The sequence below is a fragment of the Actinokineospora diospyrosa genome (genome assembly GCF_024171925.1).
Taxonomy (GTDB): domain Bacteria; phylum Actinomycetota; class Actinomycetes; order Mycobacteriales; family Pseudonocardiaceae; genus Actinokineospora; species Actinokineospora diospyrosa.
Genome location: NZ_JAMTCO010000004.1, coordinates 153,982 through 176,704 on the forward strand (window position 1 = coordinate 153,982; position 22,723 = coordinate 176,704).

The following is a 22,723-nucleotide window of genomic DNA, read 5'->3' on the forward strand; positions in this document are numbered from 1 at the left end:
CCCACCGTCGAGAAGATCGTCCGCGGCCCGGGTACCGATACTGCGCCGATCGGGTCGACCTTCCCGCAACCGGTCACCGGCGGTGCGTATTCCCGGTGTTCCACATCCCGGACGTCCCCCGACCGGGCGGTAGCGTCGAGGGCAACCCAGCCGAGACGAGGAAGGGGACACCCATGTCGATCCCGCTGTCCATTTTGGACTTGGCTGCGGTCGCGTCCGGCCGCACCCCCGCCGAGGCGGTGCGCGACACGATCGACCTCGCCCGGCAGGCCGAGCAGTTCGGCTACCAGCGGTTCTGGGTCGCCGAGCACCACTTCGCGACCGGGGTCGCCTCGGCGGCCCCCGCCGTGCTCAGCGCGCTGATCGCGGGCGCGACCAGCCGGATCCGGGTCGGCTCCGGCGCGGTGCTGCTCGGCTACTACACCGCGGTCTCGGTCGCCGAGCAGTTCGGCACGATCGCGCTGGCCCACCCCGGTCGGGTCGACCTCGGCCTCGGCCGCTCCGGCCTGGTCCGGGCCCGCGACTGGGCGACCAAGTTCTCCGCCGCCAGCGCCCCGGCCGAGCCCGCGCGCCTGGTGGACGGCCTGCTGATCCCCGGCAAGGCCAAGGCGAACCTGGGCGACCCGGAGGTGCGGCGCAGGCTGGAGGCCGGTCAGCGGCTGCTGGGGGCGCGCGAGGACGACGTCGACTACGGCGAGCAGGTCCGCCAGATCCTCGCCTTCCTCACCGCGGGCTACACCGCCGAGGACGGCACGGTCTTCCACGCCCCGGCGGCGGAGGGCACCGACACCCAGGTCTGGGTGCTGGGCTCCAGCGCGGGCCCGAGCGCGCAGGCGGCGGCCGAGTTGGGCCTGCCGTTCACCGCGAACTACCACGTGAGCCCGTCGTCGGTGCTGGAGGCGGTGGAGGCCTACCGCTCGGCGTTCGTGCCGTCGGTGTCCTTCCCGGAGCCGCACGTGATGGTCTCCGCCGACGTCGTGGTCGCCGAGGACACCGCCACCGCGCGGGAACTGGCCGCGCCCTACGCCCAGTGGGTGCTCAGCATCCGCGCGGGCGACGGCGCCATCCCGTTCCCCACCCCCGCCGAGGCCGCCGCGTTCGAGTGGACCGAGGACCTGCGCGGCCTGGTCGAGGACCGCGTGCAGACCCAGTTCGTCGGCACCGCGGGCGAGGTCGCCGAGCAGTTGCGCACCCTGCAGCGGGTCACCGGCGCGGACGAGCTGATGGTCACCACGCTCACCCACCAGCACGCCGACCGGGTGCGCTCGTTCGAGCTGCTGGCCAAGGAGTGGATCAGCTAGTCCGCATGCGTCCACTATGGACGAATGCTGTGGATGAACACTGAGGACAAGCTCAAACATCTTGGGGCACAACAAAGACCGGCGGGGTGGGACCTGAGTCCCACCCCGCCGGTTCTGCTATTCAGTTGTCACACGGGTTCAGCTGGTCTGCAGCGCCACATCGTCGATGAGGAAGCTGGTCTGCAGGCTCGCGTCCTCGACACCGTTGAACTTCACGGTGACCGACTGGCCTGCGAACTGACCCACGTTGATGGTCCGCTGCACGTAGGAGCCGCCCGCGTCCACGTTCGAGTAGCTGGCGACCGTGGTGCCACCGACGGTGACGGTCAGCTTGTCGTACTGGACGTTCTCGGTCTCCGCGGTGGTGATGCGCAGCCAGTAGGTCAGCGTGGAGTTGGTGCAGCCCGCCGGGATGGTGACGGTCTGCGCCGCGCTGTCGGTCCGGGTCGAGCCCCAGCCGTTCAGCCACGCCTTGTACGAGCCACCGTGCGGGGCCTCCTGCGCCGAGCTGTCGACGACACCGGAGGTGGTGGTCCACGGGCTGGTGCCGGACTCGAAGCCACCGTTGGCGATGACGTTCGAACCGGTGCAGTTGCCCGGGTTGGTGCCGCTGACGGTCAGGTTGTAGGTCGCCGAGCGGGTCGCCGAGCCAACACCCGAGATGGTGATCTGGTAGGTGCCCGCCGCCGCCGAGGAGCCGACGTTGATGGTCGCGGTGGACGACGAGCCGGTCTGCACCGAGCTCGGGCTGAAGGCGACGGTGACGCCCGAGGGGGCACCGGTGGCCGACAGGGTGACGTTCTGCGCCGAGCCGGAGGTGGTCTGGGTCGACACCGTGGTGGTGGCCGAGTTGCCCGGGGCGACGGTGCCCGAGGTCGGGTTCAACGACACCGAGAAGTCGTTGGTCGGCGTGGTGGTGCCCACGGCCTGCTTCCAGATCGTGTACGCGACACCGTCAGCGCTGCGGTCGAGAGCCGTGGCGTTGATGTTCGAGGTGGTGTCGCAGGAGCTGTGGTAGCAGGAGTCGTAGGCGGCGTTCGCGGTGCCGCCCCACTTCTGCGCCTCGGCCGAGGTCTTGCGAGCCGAAGCACCGGTGGCGTAGCCCGAGGACGGGATGCCCGCGTTCTGGAACGAGTAGTCGTCCGAACGGCCCGCACCCTCGACGTTCTCCTGCGGGGACAGGCTCAGCGAGTCCCAGTAGGCCTTGAGCGGCGCGGCGGCGGTGGTGTTGATGTTGTTGATGAAGTAGCCGCCGTTCTTGGAGGCCACCATGTCGAAGTTGTAGTACGCCTTGATCTGCGACCGGGCGGTCGAGCTCAGCTGGTTGACGTAGAACTTCGAGCCGTTGAGGCCCTGCTCCTCGTCGGTCCACCAGGCGAACCGGACGTGCTTGAGCATGGTCGGGTTCTTGGCGGCGAGCTGCAGGGCGTTCTCCAGCAGCGTGGCCGAGCCCGAGCCGTTGTCGTTGATGCCGGGGCCAGCGGAGACGCTGTCCAGGTGCGCGCCGAACATGATCGTCTGGGCGGTGTCGCCACCGGGCCAGTCGGCGATCAGGTTGTTCGACACGTAGGTGCAGCTGGTGCAGCTCTGCTCGGCGACGGTGAAGCCCGCCTGCTGCAGCTTGCCCTTCACGTACGCGACGGACTGGGTGTAGCCGGAGCTACCCGCGCGGCGGTTGCCGCCCGCGTTCGTCGCGATGGAGTTGAGCTGGGTGAGGTGCGCCTGGACGGCGGCCACGTCGATGTTCGGCGCGGTCGGGTCCGGGTTGCCGCCACCGGTGACGGTCAGCGAGTAGGTCGCGGTGTGGCTGGTGGCGCCAGCCGCGGTCACGGTGATCGTGTAGGTGCCGTTGGCCACCGAGGAACCGACAGCGACGGTCGCGGTGGAGGAGGCGCCGGTCTGCACCGAGGTCGGCGAGAACGACACGGTCACGCCCGAGGGCTGGCCCGAGGCGGACAGGTTCACGTTCTGCGCCGAACCCGAGGTGGTCTGGGTCGCGACGGAGAAGGTGCCCGAGTTGCCCTTGACGATGGAGCCCGAGGACGGGTTCAGCGACAGGGAGAACTCGTTGCCCGGGGTACCGGTGCAGGTGGGCTCACCGGACTGCGCGGGCAGGGTGACGCCGTCCCACGCGGCCTTGGTCTTGTTGAACAGGTTGCAGGTCGAGTCGAGGCTCTTCGCCGCGGTCAGGGTCGCGACGCGGTACTTCTTGTAGGTCATGCCGCTGGTCTTGAGCAGCATGCCGCCGTAGAAGACGCGACCGGCGTCCTTGATGCCGATGCCGGTGATCGAGGACGGGCCACCGGAGCAGATCGGGCTGGTCGGCTTGCCGCCGCCGGGGTTGTTGCCCTCGGCGAGCAGGTAGAACCAGTGGTTGAGCGGGCCCGCTGCGGCGTGGACCTCGGTGTTGGGGATCGAGGCGCTGTAGCAGTTGGGGTTGTTGCCCACCAGGGACGGGTTGTACATGTTGCGGATCGGGCCGTTGCCGACGAGGTTGATCGTCTCGCCGACCAGGTAGTCCGGGACGTCCTTGGCGTTGTTGGCGTACGCCTCGGTCAGGGCGCCGAAGATGTCACCGGTGCCCTCGCCCAGGCCCGCCTCGGAGGACGTGCCACCGGGGGTGTTCTGGTCCAGGCCGTGGCCGTACTCGTGGCCGACGACGTCCATCGAGGCGATCCACTTGTTGGCCGAGTTGCGGCCGATGGTGATCTGGGAGCCGTCCCAGTACGCGTTCTGCTCGTTCAGGCCGACCTTGGCGGGCCAGCTGCGGCCGGAGCCGTTGTGGCTGGTGCGGCCGAGCCAGTCGCGGAGCATGTTCCACTCCTGCTGGGCGGCGTACATCAGCTCGCCACAGCCGGTCTCCTTGCTCGTCTCCGAGCCGGTGCCCCAGGAGTCCGAGGACTTCGAGAAGACGGCGCCACCGCTGTAGTCCGCGCACTGCAGACCCGGGCGGTTCGGGTCGACGAGGCGGTAGGTGCCACCGGAGTTGGTGGTGTCGATGTTGACGTTGCCGTTCCACTCACCGTTGACGGTGCCGTGCGCGGCGTCCTCGACCTTGTCCAGCACGGCGCCGGTGTTGGCGTCGACCCAGACGTTGAGGTGGCTGGGGCCGCCGTCCTTGGCGGTGCCGATGAGCAGGTGCTCCCACGCCAGGGCGGGAACGTCGTTGGTGACCTTGACGACCAGGCGGCTCGTCTCGACCTTGGTGGTCTTGCCCTGCAGACCGCGGGAGGTCTGCTCGGCGGCGGCCTTGGTGACCCGGGCGGTGGTGGAGGGGACGGCCACCTTCGCCTTGGTCGCGGCCATGGCGGCCTGCACGCGGCCCTGGCCGTCGGCCAGGACGGTGGCGTCGCCGCCGACGACCGGCAGGCCGCGGTAGCTGCGCTGGTAGCTGACCGAGTAGAGGTCGTTGACGTACGGGGTGACCAGGTCACGCGAGTACGACTCGTCCGGACCCTTGGCCAGCGCGTCGAGGCCGCTGACGGCCGCGCGGTCGGCGGCGGAGACGGCGAGCGCCTGGCGGTCCTGGGCTTGGGCCTGCTGCTCCTGGCTGGCGAACACCGGGCTGACGGTCAAGGCGACCGCCGCCCCGGCGAAGACAGCGAGGGCGACCCCGGCTGTCATCGTTCTGCGCTTCATCGAATACTCCTTGTGGGCAGGGTGTCGCTCGATGCGGCCTGCTCCCGCCTCGTGGGCAGAGCACCGCCGGGTGGGGAACGCGGACGTCACCGAGCGCAGCGAAGCATTCAGATATGGCCATGAAACAGTCAATGGAATCCAACGTGGGAACGCCCGATTGTCAAACACCGGCAAATTCGTCAAGCGGGTCCCACTCGGAGATTTCACCATCGGCCCTGGTAAATGCCGGAGTTCTATTTGTCCGATTCCAGAACCGGCATTTCTGTTATGGCCGGACCGTATGCCCACCCGGGCCGCCGACGCGCTCGGCGAACCCGCGCACCGCGGCGACCGCGCCCCAGCGCCGCCCCAGCCGGGCGCGCAGTCCGGCGACCTCGGCGGTGATGGTGCTGCGGCCCGCCGCCTCGGCCTCCAGCAGCACCGGTTCGGCGAGCGCGACCGCGGCGTCCGGTTCCCCGGCGCAGGCGTGCGCGTCGGCCAGCCGCACGGCCAGCAGCAGCGCGGCCGGTCGCATCCGCTCGGGCACCAGGGCCGCGGACTGGCCGGTCACGACCACGGCCTGCCTGGCCAGCGCCCGGTCCCCGGTGAGCACGGCCAGGTCGCGCAACGCGGCACCGGCGGCGGCGTCGACCCTGAGCTTGCCCATGTCCCCCACCAGCCACGGGACCTCCAGGTGGTCGCGCTCGCCCAAGCGCCCCAGCGCGGTCTCGGCGGCGGCCATCGCGCGCAGCGCCTCCGCGTCGTCCCCGGCGACCGCGTGCCCCCTGGCCAGGGACAACTGGGCCAGGACGGTGGTCCACGGGCGGTCGGTGTCGGCCACCGCCATCGCCCGGCCGCAGGCGAGCGCGGTGTCGACGTCGCCGTCGAGCCTGGCCAGGGTGCTGACCTCGGCCAGCAGCCGGACCCGGGCGCCGACGTCGCCGACCAGGTCGGCGCGGGCCAGGCCGTGGCCGAACCAGGCCATGCTCAGCGTGGTCTGCCCCCGGTGCATCCGCAGCCTGCCCGCGATCGCCGCGTAGTGCGCGGCTAACCGCAGGTGGGCGGCGTGCGGCTCGTCGGCGGCGTCACCTAAGCGGGTCAACGCGTGCAGCAGCCACTCGACCGCGGGTAAGGCGGAGGCCGACTCGCTCTGCAGGCTGACCCGGCTGTACTCGGCGAGCAGCGCGGTCAGCACGTGCGTCAGGTCGGGGTCGAGCCCGCGCGGCGGGCGGCGGCCGGGACCGAGCAGGGCCAGCAGGTCACGGGCGGTGTCGAGGTCGGGGACCGGGCACCCGGCGGGTCCGTGCAGCGGGCAGCCGACGCCGTCGACGGGCAGGGTCGCGGGCCAGAACCGCACCGTGACCGGCACCGACTCCTCCCCCGCGCCGGGCAGCAGCGACAGCAGCGTGCGCTGCGGGGGTTCGGGTTCGCGGGCGGGTTCGCGGCACAGCGCGACCAGCTCGCCCTCTGCGCCGAGGATCGTGTCGAGGCACTCGACCAGGCCAGCGGGCGGTACCCGGACGCCGCTCTCCAGCTTGGAGATGAGGCTGTGGTGGTAGCCGACCCGCAGGCCGAGTTGGGCCTGGGTCAGCCCGGCCCGCCTGCGCCACTCGCGCATCCGGCGGCCGAACTCCGGCCAGTGCGCGGACTGCCCGCTCGCGTGGCCAGCCATGCCGCCTCCCGCTCGCCTGGCCCGCACGGGCCGCCGAAAGCGGGGAGCGTAGCACCGCGTTCGGACAATGGGTGTGTTCTGCCCCACACTCCGAACATGGGAAATAAACAGACCGGCGGGCGCCGGCGATCGGCGTGTCAATTCGCGTTATTCACCGTCGGTATTCAACTCGGTGCGGCCCTTTTTCACAGTCCGCCCGAAACGGACATTTACCGCCCGCGGCAACGCGGCGATTGTGTCCGTTGTTCCGATTGTCGGTATTGCGCCCGCCGACGGGAGTGCGGGGTTTTGCCGGAATCGAGGAGGGGGTCAGGACTTGGGGACGTCGTAGCGGTAGCCCATGCCGCGCGCCGCCTTGATCGGGGAGTCGTCGGCCGACCAGTTGAGTTTGCGGCGCAGCCGCAGCACGGCGAACTTGACCCGGTCGGCGCCGATGCCGGTCGGGTCGTTCCAGACCAGGTTGAGCAGCTGGCGCGGCGAGAGCACCGCGCCCCGGTGCTGCACGAAGGTCGCCAGCAGCCGGTACTCGGTGGCGTTGACCTCGGCCTCGACGCCGTTGACGAACACCCGCCGGGAGCGGTGGTCCATGCGCACCACGCCGTCGTCGTAGACCTCGGCCTGGCTGGTGCCGCCCGCCTGCTCGGTGCGGCGCAGGATGGCCTCGATGCGGGCCAGCAGCTCGCTGGTGGAGAACGGCTTGGTCAGGTAGTCGTCGGCGCCGCCGCGCAGGCCGCGGACCTTGTCGGCCTCCATGCCGTGCGCGGTGAGCAGCAGCACCGGCACGTCGCTGACGTCGCGGATGCGCTCGAGCACCATCCAGCCGTCGATCACCGGCAACCCGATGTCGAGCAGCACCAGGGTCGGGTGCGACTCGTGCAGCGCGCGCAGGCCCTGGCGCCCGTCGGGGGCGACGGTCACCTCGTGCCCGGCCCGCTCCAGGATCACCCGCAGCGCCAGCGCGATGTCCGGCTCGTCCTCCACCACCAGCACGTTGCTCATCGCCGCCCCATCCCCCCGGTCCCGATCCGCCCGCTGACGCCGATCCCCGTGCCGCCCGGCTCCTCGCTCCCCCGGCTGCCGCCGAGCCCGCCGAGCCCGTCGTCCACGCCGACCTCGGCGGGCAGCGTGACCCGGACGGTCGTGCCGACGCCCTCGGTGCTCTCGATGCTCATCGCGCCCTGGTGCACCGCGACGATCTGCTTGCAGATGGACAGCCCCAGCCCGCTGCCCGGGATGCCCGCGGCGCCCGCGTTGGAGGCCCTGGTGAAGGCCTCGAACAGGCCGGGCAGGTCCGCGGCTGGCACGCCGATGCCGGTGTCGGACACCGCGATGGTCCAGCTCGCGGCGTCCGCGCGGGCCTCGACCCGCACCGCGCCGCCCGCCCTGGTGAACTTCAGCGCGTTGGTGAGCACGTTGTCGAGCACCTGGGTGAGCCGGGCCGGATCGCCGTGGATGTGCGGGCCGGTGCCCACCGCCGAGGTGACCGAGATGCCCGCCCGGGTGCCGATCGCCACGTGGTTCTCGGTGGCCTTGGTGACCAGGTCGGCCACGTCGATGTCGGTGAAGGACATGGACAGCTGGTGGGTCTCCAGCCGCGAGAGCAGCAGCAGGTCGTCGACCAGGCGCAGCAGCCGGTTGGCGTTGCGGCTGATGACCGCCAGGTGCGCGGCCTGCTGGGTGGACAGCGGCTCGGGGGTGTCCTCCATCATCTCGGCGAAGGCCAGCACCGCGGTCAGCGGCGTGCGCAGCTCGTGGGAGACGGTGGCGACGAAGCGGCTCTTGAGGTTGGCCGCCTCCTCCAGCGCCCGGTTGGTCTCCTCCAGCTCGGAGCGGGCCACCGACTCGCGGGTGATGTCGCGGAAGTACCAGAGGGTGCCCATCGACGAGCTGGCCCGCAGCGGCACCAGGTCGCAGGTGACGACCCGGCCACCGGCCAGCAGCAGCCGCACCGCGCGGTGCACCCGCCCGGAGCGCACCATCCGGTCGAGCATCTCCCAGGCGACGCCGGGGTCGGTGCACTCGCTGGCGATCAGGTCGAGCAGCTCGGCCACGGTGGCGCCGGTGACCTCGCGGCCGGGGCGGAAGATCCGGTCGAACGCGGTGTTGTCCATCAGCACCCGGTAGCCGTCGTCGACGACCACCCCGCCCGCCAGGTGCAGCACCAGCTCGCGCAGCCTGGCCCGCTCCACGGCCAGCGCCCGGTCGGCCGCGCGCTTCTCGGTGACGTTGTGCCCGTGGGCGACCACGGCGTTGATGCCGGTGGTCTCCAGCAGGTTGATCATGCTGATGGCCAGCACCAGCCAGCGGCCGTCGGCGTGGCGGACCCTGGCGTCCACCTCGACCTGGGTGCCCGGCGCCGCGGCGAGCGCGGCGAAGGCCCGCTGCAGGCCGCCGATGTCGTGCGGGTGCACCAGGGCGCCGAGCTGGCGGGGCAGGACCGTGCCGGTCGGGTAGCCCAGGACGTCGGTGACGGCGTCGGGGGCAGCGGTCATCGTGCCGTCCGGGTTGACCGTGACGACCAGGGCGCGGTCGGCGGTGGGCGGCAGGCCCGAGCGCGGCAGCGGAACGCCGGTGTCGTCCTCGCGGTCGTTGAGCGCGCTCACCAGGCCGATGACCGAGCGCAGCACCGTGGTGTCGTCGGGGTCCAGGCCGCCGGAGACGGCCTCGTGCAGCAGGTCGGTGACCTGGCCCGGGTCGACGGCGCCGAGCAGGCGGGTGGCCTCGTCGAGCAGGCCCGCGAGGGCGGGTCTGGCTCGCTGGCCTGCCTGGTCAGACGACATAGGTTCACTCCAGTGGCGGTACGGGGCGTCCCCCGGGCCACACTACGAGCGCGGCCGGTCCGGGCGAGCCGATCCGGTCCACGATGGACGATTTTCACCGGATCGAGTGGTCCGTGGTAGCGAATCCGGTGCGGAACGGTTGTCATCACCGCGACCTGGCGCCCGCTGTTGGCCACACTGATCACGTCAAGGAGGTCACATGGCGGACACCACCGCGGGCTCCCCGTGGGACTGCGCGGCCGCGGTGCGCGCTGTCACCTGGGCCGACCGCTCGGGCCGTGCGGTGTACGCCGCGCTCGGCCTGCTGCGCGCGCTGCCCGGGGTGGTCGAGGCGGGCGTGGGCGCCGCGGTGCCCGGTGCCGCGGTCACCGTCGCGCTGACCTCGGGCGGGGTGGTGTCGGTGCGCTGCGCGGGCGAGCCGGACCCGAGGCTGGCGCCGCTGGTGGACACCGTGGCCGCCGCGCTGGACGCGGCCCGCGCCGACGGCGGGGTGATCGACTTCCGGGACGCGGTGATCGCGCAGATGCCCAGCATCGTGGCGCTGTTCACCCCGGACGGGGTGCTGCGGTGGAGCAACATGGTGCACTGGCCCGACGGCACCCCGGTCCGCTACGGCGAGACCACGCTGTCGGCGATCACCTCGCTGGTGCACCCGGACGACCAGCCGCAGCTGGCGGACCTGATCGAGAACCTGCACACCCAGGACCGCGGCGGGCAGCTGCGGCACACGGCGCGGGTGCGCACCCCGCTGGGCTGGCGGGTGCTCGACATCGACTTCCTGGACCGCATCGACGACCCGGTGATCGGCGGGCTGGTCGCCTTCGCGCACGACATCACCGCGCTGCAGGAGGCCCAGCGCGAGACCAGGGTGGCCGCGGCCCGGCTGCGGCACCTGGTCGACTCGCTCGAGGTGGGCGTGCTGCTGCAGGACGACGACCGGGTGGTGCTGACGGCGAACACGGCCGCGGCGACGATGCTGGACCTGCGCAAGCCCTCGGTGGAGCTGACCGGGCTGCACGCCGAGGTGGTCCGCGGGCTGCGCGGGCTGCCCGCCGGGCACTACGTGGCGATCGACGAGCTGGCCAAGCGGTGGATGGCCGACGCGGTGCCGGTGCGCGGGGCGGCGGTGAACCTGGGGCCGGACCGGGTGCTGGAGGTCGACTTCGTGCCGGTCAAGATCGACCAGGAGCGGTTGGGGCACCTGTGGGTGCTGCGCGACATCACCGAGCAGGTCGAGTCGCAGCGGTCCCTGCAGCGCCGCAACGCCGAGCTGTCGCGGTTGGCCTCGCTCAAGACGGAGTTCATCGCGACGGTGTCGCACGAGCTGCGCACCCCGCTGACGACGCTGACCTCGCTGACCCCGCTGCTGACCGACGGCAAGGGCGACCGCACGCTGGCGCTGGCGGTCGACCGCAACGTGCACCGGATGGCGACGCTGGTGGAGACGCTGCTGTTCCTGGCGGGCCTGGAGTCGCACTCGCGGCACCTGGAGCTGACCCCGATCCGGATGGAACCGCTTGTGGCCGAACAGATCGCCACGCTCACCGGGCCCGCTGGCGAGCGCGGGGTGAGCGTGGTCAACGGCCGCGGCGCGGCGGTCACCGTGCTCACCGGTGACCGGGACCTGCTGGCCCGCATGGCCCACCACGTCGTCGCCGCCGCGATCGGCAGCTCACCGCCGTCGGCCTCGGTCCACGTGCGCTGCGCCGTCGAAGCCGACGACTGGGTCCTCGAGGTGATCGACGAGAACCCCCTGCCCGGCGACTCCGGCCGCCTCTTCACCACCATGCCCTTCGGCGGCGGCGACGGCGACCGGTTGATCGGCTCCGGCCTGGGCCTGGTGCTGGCCCGCGCGATCGCCGAACGCCACGGCGGCGCGATGGTGCTGACCCCCGCGCACAGCGGCAACGGGACCGTGATCCGGATAGAACTGCCGGTCGCGGGCCTGACTTCATAAGCTCCCGTCAGCCCGTCCACAGCCAACTCACAGCTCGCGCGCGCACTGTTGAGGCGTGGACTGAGGAGGCGCTCATGGACTGGCACCTGGCGGGAACCCAAGGCAACCGGCGTTTCAACGCGGACGCGGCCGCCTCCAGCACCCTGGGCGACACCGTCGTCCTGGCCCTGGCCGACGGCATCGGCGACACCCCCGAAGCGGCCCTGGCCGCCCGCACCGCCACCGCCGCCGCCACCAAGGTCGGCTGGAGCCCCCTGGAAGGCGTCCTGGCCGCCCAACGCGCCCTCAGATCCCTCCCCACCGGCGACTGCGTCCTGGTGGTCGCCCACGTAACACCCACCGGCTACCGAGTGGCCTGGGTAGGCGACACCCGAGCGTACACATGGGACGGTCGCCTGACCCAGTTGACGACTGATCACACTGTGGCGCAGTACTTCTTGACGCGAGGCGTGACTGTGGCAGCGCACCTGGCGAACGTGGTGACGGCCAGTGTGCGGACGGTAGAGCGGGAAGCGATCGGGACAGTGGACACGTACCAGGCGGCGACTCTGCTACTGACCACGGATGGCGTCCACAAGGGACTTAGCGCCGACAGGATCGCCGCACTGGCGGGCGGAGAGGACGCTGCCGCCGCCCTTGTCGCAGCTTCAGCGGCAACGGACAACGCTACAGCGATCGTGCTGCACGGACATACGTCTGTCGTCACACAGGCACTGGCAGTCGCTTAGGACGTTGAGGATGGCACTGCTACGGGCCCTGACGGTTGGTTGCCTATAGGCGGCAATCGCTTGCGGCGCCTGCCTGCGGTGGTTGTCGAGGGTGTTTGTCCACAACGCTTTGAGTTGTCCACAGGCTGCTGCTTGCTGCTCCCGTTCTGTCGGGTTGTCTCGGTAGGCTGTGTATTGGGGGCTCTTGGCGCAGATGATCTTGCCTGGGGTCGCTGGTAGCTGTTTGTCCACAACGGTTCCGCTTGTCCACAGGCCCTGTTTGCTGCTGCCGTTGTGTCGGTGTGCGTCGGTAGGCTGTGTATTTGGGGGCTTTCGATCAGGTTGATCTTGGCATAGGCCGGGGTTGGGAGTGCGGGGCAAGGGATTCGGGCCTCCGCCTTCGGCTCCGGTGAACGCCTCGGCTTCGCCATCGGTGCAGATCCGCGACAATGCGGAAAGCTCGATGGGGCGAACTTGTTTTGCGCGGGGCCCCTACAACACCCGACGCAGAACCGCAAAGCAGGGGCCCAAAAGCAGGCCCTGCCGCTGACGACGCTACGGGTGTTGTCCCCCCACGCAAAACAAGTCCGCCCCATCGAGCCGGCCTGGCACCAGCGACTCCGACTGTCCACGCGCTGAGCAGGTGGGTCGGGGCGGACCTGACGGAAGGCCAGTTGGCACCGACGGGTCCGAGTGTCCACGGGCTGGGTTGGGTGGGCTGGCGGGTGGTTGTCAACAACGTGCTCTGTTGTCCACAGGCGGTGGCCGCCGCTCCGGTTCTGTCAGGTTTCCTCGTTAGGCTGTATATCGGGGCTCTTGTGGCAGATGATCTTGCATGGGACGAGTCGGAAGCCTCGCTGCCTACAGGCAAACGAGCAGGGCCATGCGACGAGGTCGACCCCGGAGCCGAACGCCCGAAACCCCTTGTCACACCCAGGAAACGCCGATGGCCCCGCTCCACAAAGGAAGCGGGGCCACCAGAGCGCCTCTAGATCGTGAACCGACTGACGATGCCCCGCATGCGCTCCGCGGTCCCGGCAAGCTCATCAGCCGCAGCAGCCGTGGAGACCGCGCCCGTCGTGGTCTGCTCGTTCTCGACGACCACCTCGCTGATGCCCTCGGCGATCTCGCGGGCACCGGACGCGACCTGGCCGATGGCTCGGCTCATGTCGCCGGTGGTGGCGGACTGCTCCTCCACCGCCGCGGCGATGGTGGTTTGGAAGTCGTTGATGCGGGCGATGACGCCTGCGATGCCCTCGATGGCCTCGACCGCGGCCTTGGCGTCGGCTTGGATGGCCTCGACCTTGGCGGAGATGTCGCCGGTGGCCTTGCTCGTCTCGTGCGCCAGGTCCTTGACCTCCCCGGCCACGACGGCGAAGCCCTTGCCGGATTCGCCCGCTCGGGCGGCCTCGATGGTGGCGTTGAGGGCCAGCAGGTTGGTCTGGTCGGCGATCGAGGTGATGACCTTGACGACCTCGCCGATCTGCTTGGAGCTGTCCTCGAGCCTGCCGATGGTGGCCTGGGTGGCCAGGGCCGCGTCCACGGCCTCGACCGCGACGGCGGCGGCCTTGCTGGCGCCGGAGGAGATCTCGTCGATGGCGGAGGTCATGCCCTCCGCGCCGGTGGACACCGAGGTGACGTGGGCGGAGACCTGGTTGGCGATGGAGCCGACCTCGCCCGCCCTTGCCGCGCTCGACTCGGCGGTGCGGCGCAGTTCGCCGGAGACCGCGGACAGCTCGGTCGAGGCGCTGGCGACCCCCTCGGCGTCGCCCTGCAGTTCCTCGATGGCGGACTTGACCCGGCCGAGGGCCTCGTTGAGGGCGTGGCCCATCTGGCCGACCTCGTCGCGGGTGTCGACCGACACGCGCTGGGTGAGGTCGCCGTCGGCGAGGGCGCGCAGGGTGTTCACGGTGCGGCGCAGCGGGACGGTGGCCGAGAGGTAGAAGCCGACCAGCAGGTAGCCGACCAGCAGGACCGCGACCAGGGTGGCGATCTCGACGGTGAGCGCCTTCTGCTCGAACGCCGCGATCCGGGTCTGCAGCAGTTCGTCGAGCTCCGGGCCGAGCTTGGCCATCAGCTGGGCGACCTCGGTGCGCGCGGTGTCGCCGGTCGCCGCGGTGATCGAGGTCAGGTCGCCGGTCTCCACCGCGGTGTTGACCTGCGCGAGGATCGCCCGCAGCGCGGCCTGCTCGGCGTCCACATCGGACTTCGCGGCGGCCAGCTCGGCGCGGGCGGTCTTCTCGAAGGAGGTCTTCATCCCGGTGTCGACCGCGGCCTGGGTGCTCTCCAGCGCGCCGGAGGCCTTCGACAGCCGCAGCCGGGTGGACTGCAGGCCCTCGGCGGACCCGTCGGCCACCGCCAGCGCGGCGTCGTCGACGACCTGGCCGGTGAGGTCGAGCAGGGCGGGCAGCCGGAACACCAGCGCGTCCATCAGGTAGTACGAGTCGAGGTCCGGGTCCAGGGTCAGGTTCGACGTGTCGGAGATGGCCACGATCAGGGTCAGCAGCGCCGTGGACGCCTTGGTGTAGGCGTCGTAAGCGCTCTGGCCGGTCCCCGAGGCCGCCGACAGCGCGGCGCGGGCGGTGCGCCACGCGTCGGTGACGCCCAGGTCGGCGCCGTAGGTGGCGTCGACCGCGTCGACGGCGGCGATCTCGTCGGTGATCGCCGACACCGGGGTGCCCGCGGCGGCGGCGCGGCGGGCCTCGACGGTCGCCGAGGTCAGGTCCAGGACCGGGCGCAGGTAGGCGACGCCGTCGCGCTCCTTGGCGCTGAAGTCGATCTGGGAGCTCTGGATGCCGATGTAGCCCCAGGCGACGAAGCCCAGCGGCAGCAGCAGCACGACGGTGAGCAGGAGGATCTTGTGGGCGTACTTGAGCCTGCCCAGCAGGGCGCTCGCGGGGGCGAACAGTGCCACGACCATCTCCTCACCGACACGGTGTTCGTTTCCCGGACACTCGGCGCGCGGCGGCGCGAGATGAGGAAAACCACACCGCCTCAGCCGACGTGGATGCCCGGTCGGCGCTGCGGATCCGGTTCCGCCGTGCGCAGGATCTCCCGGGTGACCGGCGCGGTGTCGCCCTGGCCCAGCAGCAGGTAGCGGAACAGGTGCGTCAGCGGGTTGCCCTCGGACCACTCGAAATAGCACTGCGGCCGGACCCCGGTCGCATCGCGCAGGGCCAGCAGCAGCGCGGCGATCGCGTTGGGCGCGGCCGGGCTGTCGGCGCGCAGCACCCGGTGGCCGGTCACCTCGACCCCGCGCACCCGCAGCACGTCGCTGAAGTCCGACGGGTCGATCACGTCGATCTCCAGGAACAGGACGTCCGCGCTGCCCGGGACCGGGTTGAGGCCGCGCTGCTCGACCTCCTTCGCCGCGTACTCCTCGGCGTCGCCCGCCTGCCGCTTGTTGGCGATGATGTTGAGCCTGCCGTCGTGGTTGATCGAGTCGGTGATGAACCGGCGCGCGGCGTCGTCGAACTCGATGCGGTCGGCGCGCAGCTCGGTGGTGCGGGTGACCCGGGAGATCAGCGAGACCGCGATGACCCCGGCGACGAACACCGCGGAGATGGCGATGCCGTCCGGCTTCTCGACCACGTTGGCCACCAGCGCGTACAGCAGCACCGCGGTCAGGGCGGTGAACCCGGCGGCCTGGCGGGTCTGCTTGCGCCGGAACGCGGACACGGTCACCGCGAAGGCGCCGGACACCATCATCGCCAGGATGCCGGTCGCGTAGGCACCCGCCTGGGCGTTGACGTCGGCCTTGAAGGCGATGGTGATGCCCACGCAGATCGCGGTGTAGACGAGCACGACCGGGCGGATCGCGCGGCCCCACTCCGGCGCCATGCCGTAGGAGGGGAGGTAGCGCGGCACGATGTTGATCAGTCCGGCCATCGCGGAGGCGCCCGCGAACCACAGGATCAGGATGCTGCTGATGTCGTAGACGGTCCCGAACGCGTCGCCGAGGCGGGTGTGGGCGAGGTAGGCCAGCGCGCGGCCCGCGGCTTGGCCGCCCGGCTCGAACTGCTCGCGGGGGATGAGCACGGTGGTGATGAGGCTGGTCGCCACCAGGTAGCCGGACATGATCAGCGCGGCGGTGGTGAGCAGCTTGCGGGTGTTGCGGATCCGATTCGCCAGCCGCTGCTTCGAGTCGGCCCCGGTCGCGGCGATGAGGGGCATCATGCTCACCCCGGTCTCGAACCCGGACAGCCCCAGCACCAGCAGCGGGAACGCGAGCACGGCGGTGCCCGCGATGTCGCCACCGGCGGTCAGCGCGCTCCACCAGTCGGCCAGCCGGGCGCCGTGGGTGAACACCTCGCCGAGCCCCACGACCACGATGACGGCGTTGAGCGCGAGGAACACCGCGACCAGCGGGATGGCGACCGAGACCGCCTCGCTGAAGCCGAGCAGGAAGACCCCGCCGAGCACGAGCAACAGCAGCACGGTGACCAGCACCTCGTGCCCGTGCAGCGCCGACGGGAAGAACGGGTTCTCCACCATGTGCACTGTTGCGTCAGCCGCCGACAACGTGATGGTGATGATCCAGGAGGTCGCAACGAAGCCGAGCAACACCAGCACGAACACCTTGCCGCGCCAGAACGGCAGCAATTTCTCCAGCATCGCCACCGACCCCTGCCCGTTGGGGCTCTCGTGCGCAACACGCCGGTACATCGGCAACATGCCGAACAACGTCAACGCCACGATCAGCAACGTTGCGATGGGCGAGATCGCGCCCGCGGCGACCACGGCGATCGCGGGCAGGTAGGACAACGTTGAGAAGTAGTCGACGCCGGTGAGGCACATGACCTTCCACCACGCCTGCGGCTCGCCGTGCTCCTCCTCCCCACCCCGCCCGACCGGATGCACCCGGTGCCGCAACAGCCACCTGGCGAGCGGCCTCCTGGGCGCGCCGCCCTGCGTCGGTGAGTCCACTTCGGCCGGGACGAGGTACTCGGGCTCAACGGTGTCCTCTTGCGGGGTGGCTTCGTGCACGGGAGCAGCATGCCGCATCACCCGCCCCCTCGCGCCCCTGTTCCCACCCCCCACCACCGGTTCGTCCGGCAGTGGGCGAATTGCCCCGCCTTCGCGTCAGGTCACCCCGCTAGCCTGGCCAGCCCCCACCGCGAGAGAGGCGACAATGCGCCAAGGCACCCGCGCCGAACTCATCACCCAGCTAACCGAGGCGATCGGCTCCGCCACACCCCCGCACCCCCTGCGCGTCGCCATCGACGGCCCACCCGCCGCAGGCAAGACCACCCTCGCCGACGAACTCGCCACCGCCCTACGCGCCCAGTCCCGCGACACCATCCGCGCCACCATCGACGACTTCCTCTTCCCCCGAGCCCACCGCTACCGCAACGGCCGGTACTCCGCCGAGAGCTGCTACTTCGACGCCCACGCCCCCTCGTTCCCACCCGCCTCTTCGACGTCGTCTTCCTCTTGCGCCCAGAACTAATCGACCGGTGGGACTTGCGCATCTTCGTATCCGTCCCACTTGACCAGACGGTAGAGCGAGCCCGAGCCCGAGACGCCGCCTTCACCGGCACCACCGAGATCGAACGCTCCTGGCGCCACCGCTACATCCCCGCCCAACAGCGCTACTACGCCACAGCCCACCCCACCACCCACGCCGACATCATCGTGCACAACACCCCCTTCAACCGCCCACGCTGGGAAGCCCGCCCCTGACGCTTGCCCCTTCGCAGCTCTCGCTCAGCCCCCTGAACACCCGGACACGCCAGAACGCCTTCTCCCCCAACGTAACCCGAGCCGCCAGCCCAACCCTCTACTCCGACCGACTAGCTGACCCCTGAACCCGAGTCACCACAACACCCCACTCCCAAATCGACCCCCGCCCTCCCCACTCCGCCCACCTGAACAATCGTCAAGTCAGGCCCCGCCAACCCAGCCCCCGGACACTGAGAAGCCGCCGTGCCAGCCCGGCCTCCGTCAGATCCGCCCAAACCCACCTACTCAACCCGTGGGCACTCGGACCCATCGGTGCCAACACCGCCCCCCGCCAGGTCCGCCCCAACTCACAAACCCAGCCCCTGGACACTCGGACGCACGGTGCCAACTGGCCTTCCGTCAGGCCTGCCCCAGCCCACCTTCCCAGCGCGTGGACACTCGGACCCGTCGGTGCCATCCCGCGCCCCTCAGGTCCGCCCCAACCCACCTTCCCAGCGCCTGGACAGCCGGACTCGCTGGTGCCAGGCCGGCTCGATGGGGCGGACTTGTTTTGCGTGGGGGGACAGGACCCGTAGCCTCGTTGGCGGCTGCTGGGCCGTCCCTTTGGCCCCCAGCTTTTGAGCCCAGCACGGGTTCTGTAGGGGCCCCGCGCAAAACAAGTTCGCCCCATCGAGCTTTCCGCATTGTCGCGGATCGGACGCCGAGCTCGCCGCCAGGCGACGAGGCCGACCACCGGAGCCGAAGGCGGAGGCCCGAATCCCTTGCCCCGCACTCCCAACCCCGGCCTATGCCAAGATCAACCTGATCGAAAGCCCCCAAATACACAGCCTACCGACGCACACCGACACAACGGCAGCAGCAAACAGGGCCTGTGGACAAGCGGAACCGTTGTGGACAAACAGCTACCAGCGACCCCAGGCAAGATCATCTGCGCCAAGAGCCCCCAATACACAGCCTACCGAGACAACCCGACAGAACGGGAGCAGCAAGCAGCAGCCTGTGGACAGTCGGAGGCGTTGTGGACAAACGACATCACTGCGAGGCCCAAGCCGCCAGGGGCAGCCAATCGCGGCAGCCGGAGCCTCCAGCGATCACGCGGTGCCGGCCAGCGTGGCCTGGTCGCTGTGCCTCGTGGTCGACCGCAGCCGGCGCACAAGATCAAACCGCCCTGAGCAGCCCCCGAATCCAGCATACCGAGGCGCGCCCACGCGCAACGCCACCAACCATCGGCTGTGGATGGTTGGTGGCGTTGTGGATGAACGAGGTTCAGACCTGCGGCGGCTGGGCGGGAGGACGCGGAATCGGTGCCCTCGGTGTTGGCGGCCCGGCGGGGGGTGCGGGAGGCACAGGCGGGGCGGGGACAGGGCCAGAAGTCGGTGCCTGGCCTCGTTTGCGCAGTGCGTCGGTGAGCAGGGCCGCGCCCTGGTCGGCTGTGCGGGCGGCGGCCTCGTTGGCCTTGCGGAGTTCGCGGTAGACCTCGTCGCGGTGGACGGTGACTGAGCGGGGGGCTTGGATGCCCACTCGGACCACGTCGCCCCTGATGTCGAGGATGGTGACGGTGACCTCGTCTCCGATCCGCACGCTCTCACCGGTTCGACGGGTCAGCACCAGCACGTGATCACTCCTCCCCCGCCCTCGGTATCAGGCGGGCAGCAGTCGGGCACGGATGGGGAGATCTTCCTCCAGGATCACCTGGACCGCCCGTCGGGTGCTCTGGTCCACGATCACCGGGGCGAGCAGGTTGGCCGTGGCCTCGGCGACCGTCCCCGCCGCGGTGACCACCAGCAGCACCAGCAGGTCCTCGGGGTCGGTGGTGCCCAACTGCTCGAGCACCTGCTCGCCGACCCGCGGGGCGTAGTCGGGGTAGAACGGCGCCGGGGGCACGACCAGGAACCGCAGGTCCGGGTCGTCGACCGAGCGCAGGGTGAACAGCGGCCCGTCGGGGTCCACCGCGACCAGCACGAACTCGCGGTGCTCGGGGAACCCGGGCATCGGCGTGCGGAACTCGATGGTCGGCAGGTCCTTGGCGTGGGGCGTGCTCACGGCGGGCGCAGTGCCTCCTCTGGCCGGTGGCGCGGTCAGCGTGGATAGTCCAGCAGTTAGCGTGGACGGTCCAGCGGTCATCGCAGGAAGTCCAGCAGCGAGGGCTGCACCACCCGGGCGGTCGCCGCGAGGGCGGCCTCGTAACCCGCGGTCTGGGTCTGCAGGTCGATCACCGCCTTGGCCATGTCGATATCCTCGATCTCGGACAACCGCGAGGTCAGCGCCAGGACCTGGGTGCTCGCGGTGTCCTGGGCCGCGGTGAGCTGACTGTAGCGGCTGCCGACGGCGGCCAATTCGTTCGTGACCCGCGACTTGGCCAAGTCCAACCGATCGAGGTCGCCGGTGAGGGTGGCCGGGTTGGTCTCCAGGCCGGTGGCGATCGAGGCGAGCACGTCGAACACGTTGCCCGCCGCGGTGCCGAAGACGTCGGCGGACACGTCAACGCGCACCTGGGTGCTGTCGCCGACGCGGCGCTGCACGCTGCCGGTGTCGCCCTGGTACACGCCGGTGTCGAGGAACGCGCTGGTCTTGTCGGTGGTGCCGCCGAAGACCGGGCGGTCCAGGTAGGTGGTGTTGGCGACGGAGAGCATGTTCTCCCGCAGCGAACGGACCTCAACGGCGATCCCGGCGCGCGCCGAGGGGTTGCTCAGCGCGGGCTCGGACATGCCCTGCAGCACCAGGTCGCGGGCGCGGTTGAGCAGGTCGCTGCCGGTGCTCAGCGCGTTCTCCGCGGTGCTGAGCCGGGCGACGCCGTCGGTGGCGCTGCGGTCGTAGCGGTCGCGGGTCGCGATGTCGGAGCGGACCTGCATCGCCGAGACGACCCCGGTCGGGGAGTCCGAGGGCTTGGACACCTGCTTGCCGGTGGTCATCTGCTCGCGCAGCCGGTCGACGTTGTTCTGGCTGGTGCGCAGACCCGCCAGCACCTTGGCCGAGGTGGACTGCTCGGTCACCCGGAAACCCGCCATGACTAGACCCCCATCCGGTTGATCAGCGTGTCGAGCATCGAGTCCACGGTGGACATGACCTTGGCCGCGGCCTCGTAGGAGCGCTGGTAGGTGATCATCGAGGTGAGCTCCTCGTCCAGGTTGACCCCGGAGGTGGCCGAGCGCGCGGAGTCGACCTGGTTGGTGATGGTGCCCTGGGTGGCCGCCGCCTGCTCGGCCGCGCGCACGCGCATGCCGATGTCGGCGACGTTGGTGCGGTAGACCTCGTCGGCGCCACCGGACTTCGAGCCGAGCCTGGCCATCGCGTCGGCGTTGCCGCCGCCGAGGGCCTGGGTGTTGCTCGCCGAGGCGGCGATGTCGGCCGGGTTGGTGGTGGCGACCTTGATGGTGGCCGCGGTGGTGCCCGACATCAGCGCGCCGCCCGCGACGCCCGCCTTGGTGAACCCGGCGGCGTTGGCGGTGTTGATGGTGGTGGTGAGCGCGTTGGCGACCTTGTCGAAGCGGGCCAACTGGTCGGGCAGCACGGTGTTGAGGCCGTTGAGCAGCGCGCCAGCCTTGCCGCCCGCGCCGGTGGCGACGGTGTCGGTGTCCACCCACTTGAGGGTCACCGGGTCGGCGCCCGCGCTGGCGATGTCGGCGCCGTTGGTCACCTTGAGATCACGCGAAGTGCTGCCGCTCACCAGGTTGGACCCACCGAGGGTGATGGTGACCGAGTCATCGGCACCGCGGGTGAGCTGGCCGCCGGTGAGCTCGACGAGCTTGAGGGCGGCGTTGTCGCGCTGGTCGGAGAGCTCGTTGGCGCTGACGCCCGCGGCCTTGGCGCGCACGACGGCCTCGTTGAGACCGGCCAGCTGCTTGGCGGCGGCGTTGATGTCGTTGGCGGTGTTGACCAGCTGCACGCGGCGGTCGGTGTACTGGCCCGCCAGCTCGGCGGACGCGGCGTTGAGCGTGCTCGCCACGGACTGGGCGCGGGTGAGCAGCTGGGTGCGCGACCCGAGGTCGCCGGGGTTGTCGGCCACGTCGGCGAAGCCGGACCACAGGTCGGTGAGCTGGGACTGCAGGCCGTTGTCGCTCGGCTCGTTGTAGACCCGCTCGACGTCGACGAGGACGTCGTAGTTGGTGTCGGTGGCGGCCTTGCGCTCGTGCTCGGAGCGGACCCGGGCGTCCATGTAGGCGTCCTGCAGCCGGTTCACCGAGGTGACCTGCACGCCCTGGCCGGTGGAGAACTTGTTGGGGGTGGACCAGAAGGCGGGCACCGGGGAGCCGCCGATGGAGGTGGTCTCCAGGCGCTGCCGGGTGTAGCCCTCGGTGCCCGCGTTCGCGATGTTCTGCCCCGCCAGCTCCAGGCCCTGGCGCTGGGTGCGCAGGGCCGTGAGGGCGGTGTTGATCCCGTTGAAGGAACTCATCTACAGGGCCTCATCCACCAGTCGGGCACCCACGGCCGCGGGTGCGGTACTGCCGTCGGCGCGGTACAGGTTGCCGTCGCCGCCGCCGCGCACCACGCGCAGCGCCTCGGCGACGGTGCGGCGACCGGAGGTCAGCAGGTCGCGGTTGGCCTCCACGGCCGCCTCGATCTCGGCGGAGAGGGTGGCCAGCGCGGTGCGGTGCTCGCTGAACACCGCCTTCCACGGCTCGTCGAGGGCGTCGGTGAGCGCGGCCAGGCTCGGGCCGGGCGGCAGGCCGAGGGTCTCGGCGAGCTCGTCGACCGCGGCGGCGCGCAGGAGTTCGGTGCTCTGGATGCGCTCGAGCATGAGCTCGACCTCGTAGGTCGCCGACCCCAGCCACCTGGTGCGGCCAGCGGCCAACAACAGGCTTTCCACCTCGAGCTTGAACAGCAGAAGGGACAGCAGCTCGCGCTGCCGCCAGAGGATAGCTGAAGTCTCTACGGGGTTCATCTGCACTGCCTCCGGTAGGCGGTCTGATGGTTCTCAACAAGCCCTATCGACGCGGCGGGGGCACGCTTGAGGAAACCGCAGCAAAGCGTTTCCGAGCGTCGCACCCGAGACGCACCCGTGAGGC

General features: G+C 70.6%; 16 protein-coding genes. 5 read left to right on the top strand and 11 right to left on the bottom strand.

What is annotated here, in order from left to right; all coding sequences use genetic code 11:
- The first annotated feature begins 173 nt into the window (after positions 1-173).
- Positions 174-1,301 (top strand): LLM class flavin-dependent oxidoreductase, encoded by a 1,128-nt coding sequence (locus tag LV75_RS07835; protein WP_253886123.1) that lies wholly within the window; start codon positions 174-176, stop codon positions 1,299-1,301.
- Positions 1,302-1,439: 138 nt separating this feature from the next.
- On the opposite strand, the gene LV75_RS07840 is transcribed toward LV75_RS07835, so the two are convergent.
- From LV75_RS07840 to LV75_RS07855, 4 genes are all read right to left on the bottom strand, one after another.
- Complete coding sequence (locus tag LV75_RS07840; protein ID WP_253886124.1) at positions 1,440-4,940, bottom strand: M28 family peptidase; 3,501 nt, start codon at positions 4,938-4,940, stop codon at positions 1,440-1,442.
- Positions 4,941-5,205: 265 nt separating this feature from the next.
- On the bottom strand, positions 5,206-6,591 hold the full coding sequence (locus LV75_RS07845) for a helix-turn-helix domain-containing protein (RefSeq protein ID WP_253886125.1): 1,386 nt from the start codon (positions 6,589-6,591) through the stop codon (positions 5,206-5,208).
- A gap of 309 nt (positions 6,592-6,900) precedes the next feature.
- Positions 6,901-7,590, bottom strand: coding sequence for a response regulator transcription factor (locus LV75_RS07850; RefSeq protein ID WP_204451640.1), 690 nt, complete (start codon positions 7,588-7,590; stop codon positions 6,901-6,903).
- Positions 7,587-9,371 carry a sensor histidine kinase gene (locus LV75_RS07855; RefSeq protein ID WP_253886126.1) on the bottom strand — a complete coding sequence of 595 codons (1,785 nt, stop codon included), beginning with the start codon at positions 9,369-9,371 and terminating at the stop codon, positions 7,587-7,589. Before LV75_RS07855 ends, LV75_RS07850 begins: the two co-directional genes overlap by 4 nt.
- A 199-nt stretch (positions 9,372-9,570) precedes the next feature.
- Between LV75_RS07855 and LV75_RS07860 the strand changes: the two genes are divergently transcribed.
- Entirely contained in the window at positions 9,571-11,328 is a 1,758-nt protein-coding gene (locus LV75_RS07860; RefSeq protein WP_253886127.1) for a sensor histidine kinase, read from the top strand.
- 74 nt (positions 11,329-11,402) lie between these two features.
- On the top strand, positions 11,403-12,056 hold the full coding sequence (locus tag LV75_RS07865; protein ID WP_253886128.1) for a PP2C family protein-serine/threonine phosphatase: 654 nt from the start codon (positions 11,403-11,405) through the stop codon (positions 12,054-12,056).
- 967 nt (positions 12,057-13,023) lie between these two features.
- Here the strand turns inward: LV75_RS07865 and LV75_RS07870 are convergent.
- Positions 13,024-14,949 (bottom strand): methyl-accepting chemotaxis protein, encoded by a 1,926-nt coding sequence (locus LV75_RS07870; RefSeq protein ID WP_253886129.1) that lies wholly within the window; start codon positions 14,947-14,949, stop codon positions 13,024-13,026.
- 80 nt (positions 14,950-15,029) lie between these two features.
- On the bottom strand, positions 15,030-17,021 hold the full coding sequence (locus LV75_RS07875) for an APC family permease (RefSeq protein WP_372504149.1): 1,992 nt from the start codon (positions 17,019-17,021) through the stop codon (positions 15,030-15,032).
- A gap of 145 nt (positions 17,022-17,166) precedes the next feature.
- Between LV75_RS07875 and LV75_RS07880 the strand changes: the two genes are divergently transcribed.
- Positions 17,167-17,484 (top strand): nucleoside/nucleotide kinase family protein, encoded by a 318-nt coding sequence (locus tag LV75_RS07880; RefSeq protein WP_253886130.1) that lies wholly within the window; start codon positions 17,167-17,169, stop codon positions 17,482-17,484.
- 14 nt (positions 17,485-17,498) lie between these two features.
- Positions 17,499-17,717: a nucleoside/nucleotide kinase family protein gene (locus LV75_RS07885; protein ID WP_253886131.1), complete on the top strand. Its 219-nt coding sequence runs from the start codon at positions 17,499-17,501 to the stop codon at positions 17,715-17,717.
- 1,266 nt (positions 17,718-18,983) lie between these two features.
- Here LV75_RS07885 and csrA read toward each other — a convergent pair.
- The 5 genes from csrA to flgN all read right to left on the bottom strand — a co-directional run bounded on the left by csrA (position 18,984) and on the right by flgN (position 22,599).
- Positions 18,984-19,331 carry a carbon storage regulator CsrA gene (gene csrA / locus LV75_RS35985; RefSeq protein WP_425547624.1) on the bottom strand — a complete coding sequence of 116 codons (348 nt, stop codon included), beginning with the start codon at positions 19,329-19,331 and terminating at the stop codon, positions 18,984-18,986.
- Positions 19,332-19,358: 27 nt separating this feature from the next.
- The gene (gene fliW, locus LV75_RS07895) at positions 19,359-19,760 is read right to left on the bottom strand and encodes a flagellar assembly protein FliW (RefSeq protein WP_253886132.1); all 402 of its coding nucleotides are present in this window, start codon (positions 19,758-19,760) and stop codon (positions 19,359-19,361) included.
- Between the two features lie 77 nt (positions 19,761-19,837).
- Positions 19,838-20,710, bottom strand: coding sequence for a flagellin N-terminal helical domain-containing protein (locus LV75_RS07900; protein ID WP_253886133.1), 873 nt, complete (start codon positions 20,708-20,710; stop codon positions 19,838-19,840).
- Positions 20,711-20,727: 17 nt separating this feature from the next.
- On the bottom strand, positions 20,728-22,110 hold the full coding sequence (gene flgK / locus LV75_RS07905) for a flagellar hook-associated protein FlgK (RefSeq protein ID WP_253886134.1): 1,383 nt from the start codon (positions 22,108-22,110) through the stop codon (positions 20,728-20,730).
- Complete coding sequence (gene flgN / locus LV75_RS07910; RefSeq protein WP_253886135.1) at positions 22,111-22,599, bottom strand: flagellar export chaperone FlgN; 489 nt, start codon at positions 22,597-22,599, stop codon at positions 22,111-22,113.
- Between the last annotated feature and the right edge of the window lie 124 nt (positions 22,600-22,723).

Bases quoted from the DNA above. Each gene is read 5' to 3' on its own strand.
- LV75_RS07835 (WP_253886123.1), top strand. From the start codon at position 174: ATGTCGATCCCGCTGTCCATTTTGGACTTGGCTGCGGTCGCGTCCGGC.
- LV75_RS07840 (WP_253886124.1), bottom strand. From the start codon at position 4,940: ATGAAGCGCAGAACGATGACAGCCGGGGTCGCCCTCGCTGTCTTCGCC.
- LV75_RS07845 (WP_253886125.1), bottom strand. From the start codon at position 6,591: ATGGCTGGCCACGCGAGCGGGCAGTCCGCGCACTGGCCGGAGTTCGGC.
- LV75_RS07850 (WP_204451640.1), bottom strand. From the start codon at position 7,590: ATGAGCAACGTGCTGGTGGTGGAGGACGAGCCGGACATCGCGCTGGCG.
- LV75_RS07855 (WP_253886126.1), bottom strand. From the start codon at position 9,371: ATGTCGTCTGACCAGGCAGGCCAGCGAGCCAGACCCGCCCTCGCGGGC.
- LV75_RS07860 (WP_253886127.1), top strand. From the start codon at position 9,571: ATGGCGGACACCACCGCGGGCTCCCCGTGGGACTGCGCGGCCGCGGTG.
- LV75_RS07865 (WP_253886128.1), top strand. From the start codon at position 11,403: ATGGACTGGCACCTGGCGGGAACCCAAGGCAACCGGCGTTTCAACGCG.
- LV75_RS07880 (WP_253886130.1), top strand. From the start codon at position 17,167: ATGCGCCAAGGCACCCGCGCCGAACTCATCACCCAGCTAACCGAGGCG.
- flgK (WP_253886134.1), bottom strand. From the start codon at position 22,110: ATGAGTTCCTTCAACGGGATCAACACCGCCCTCACGGCCCTGCGCACC.
- flgN (WP_253886135.1), bottom strand. From the start codon at position 22,599: ATGAACCCCGTAGAGACTTCAGCTATCCTCTGGCGGCAGCGCGAGCTG.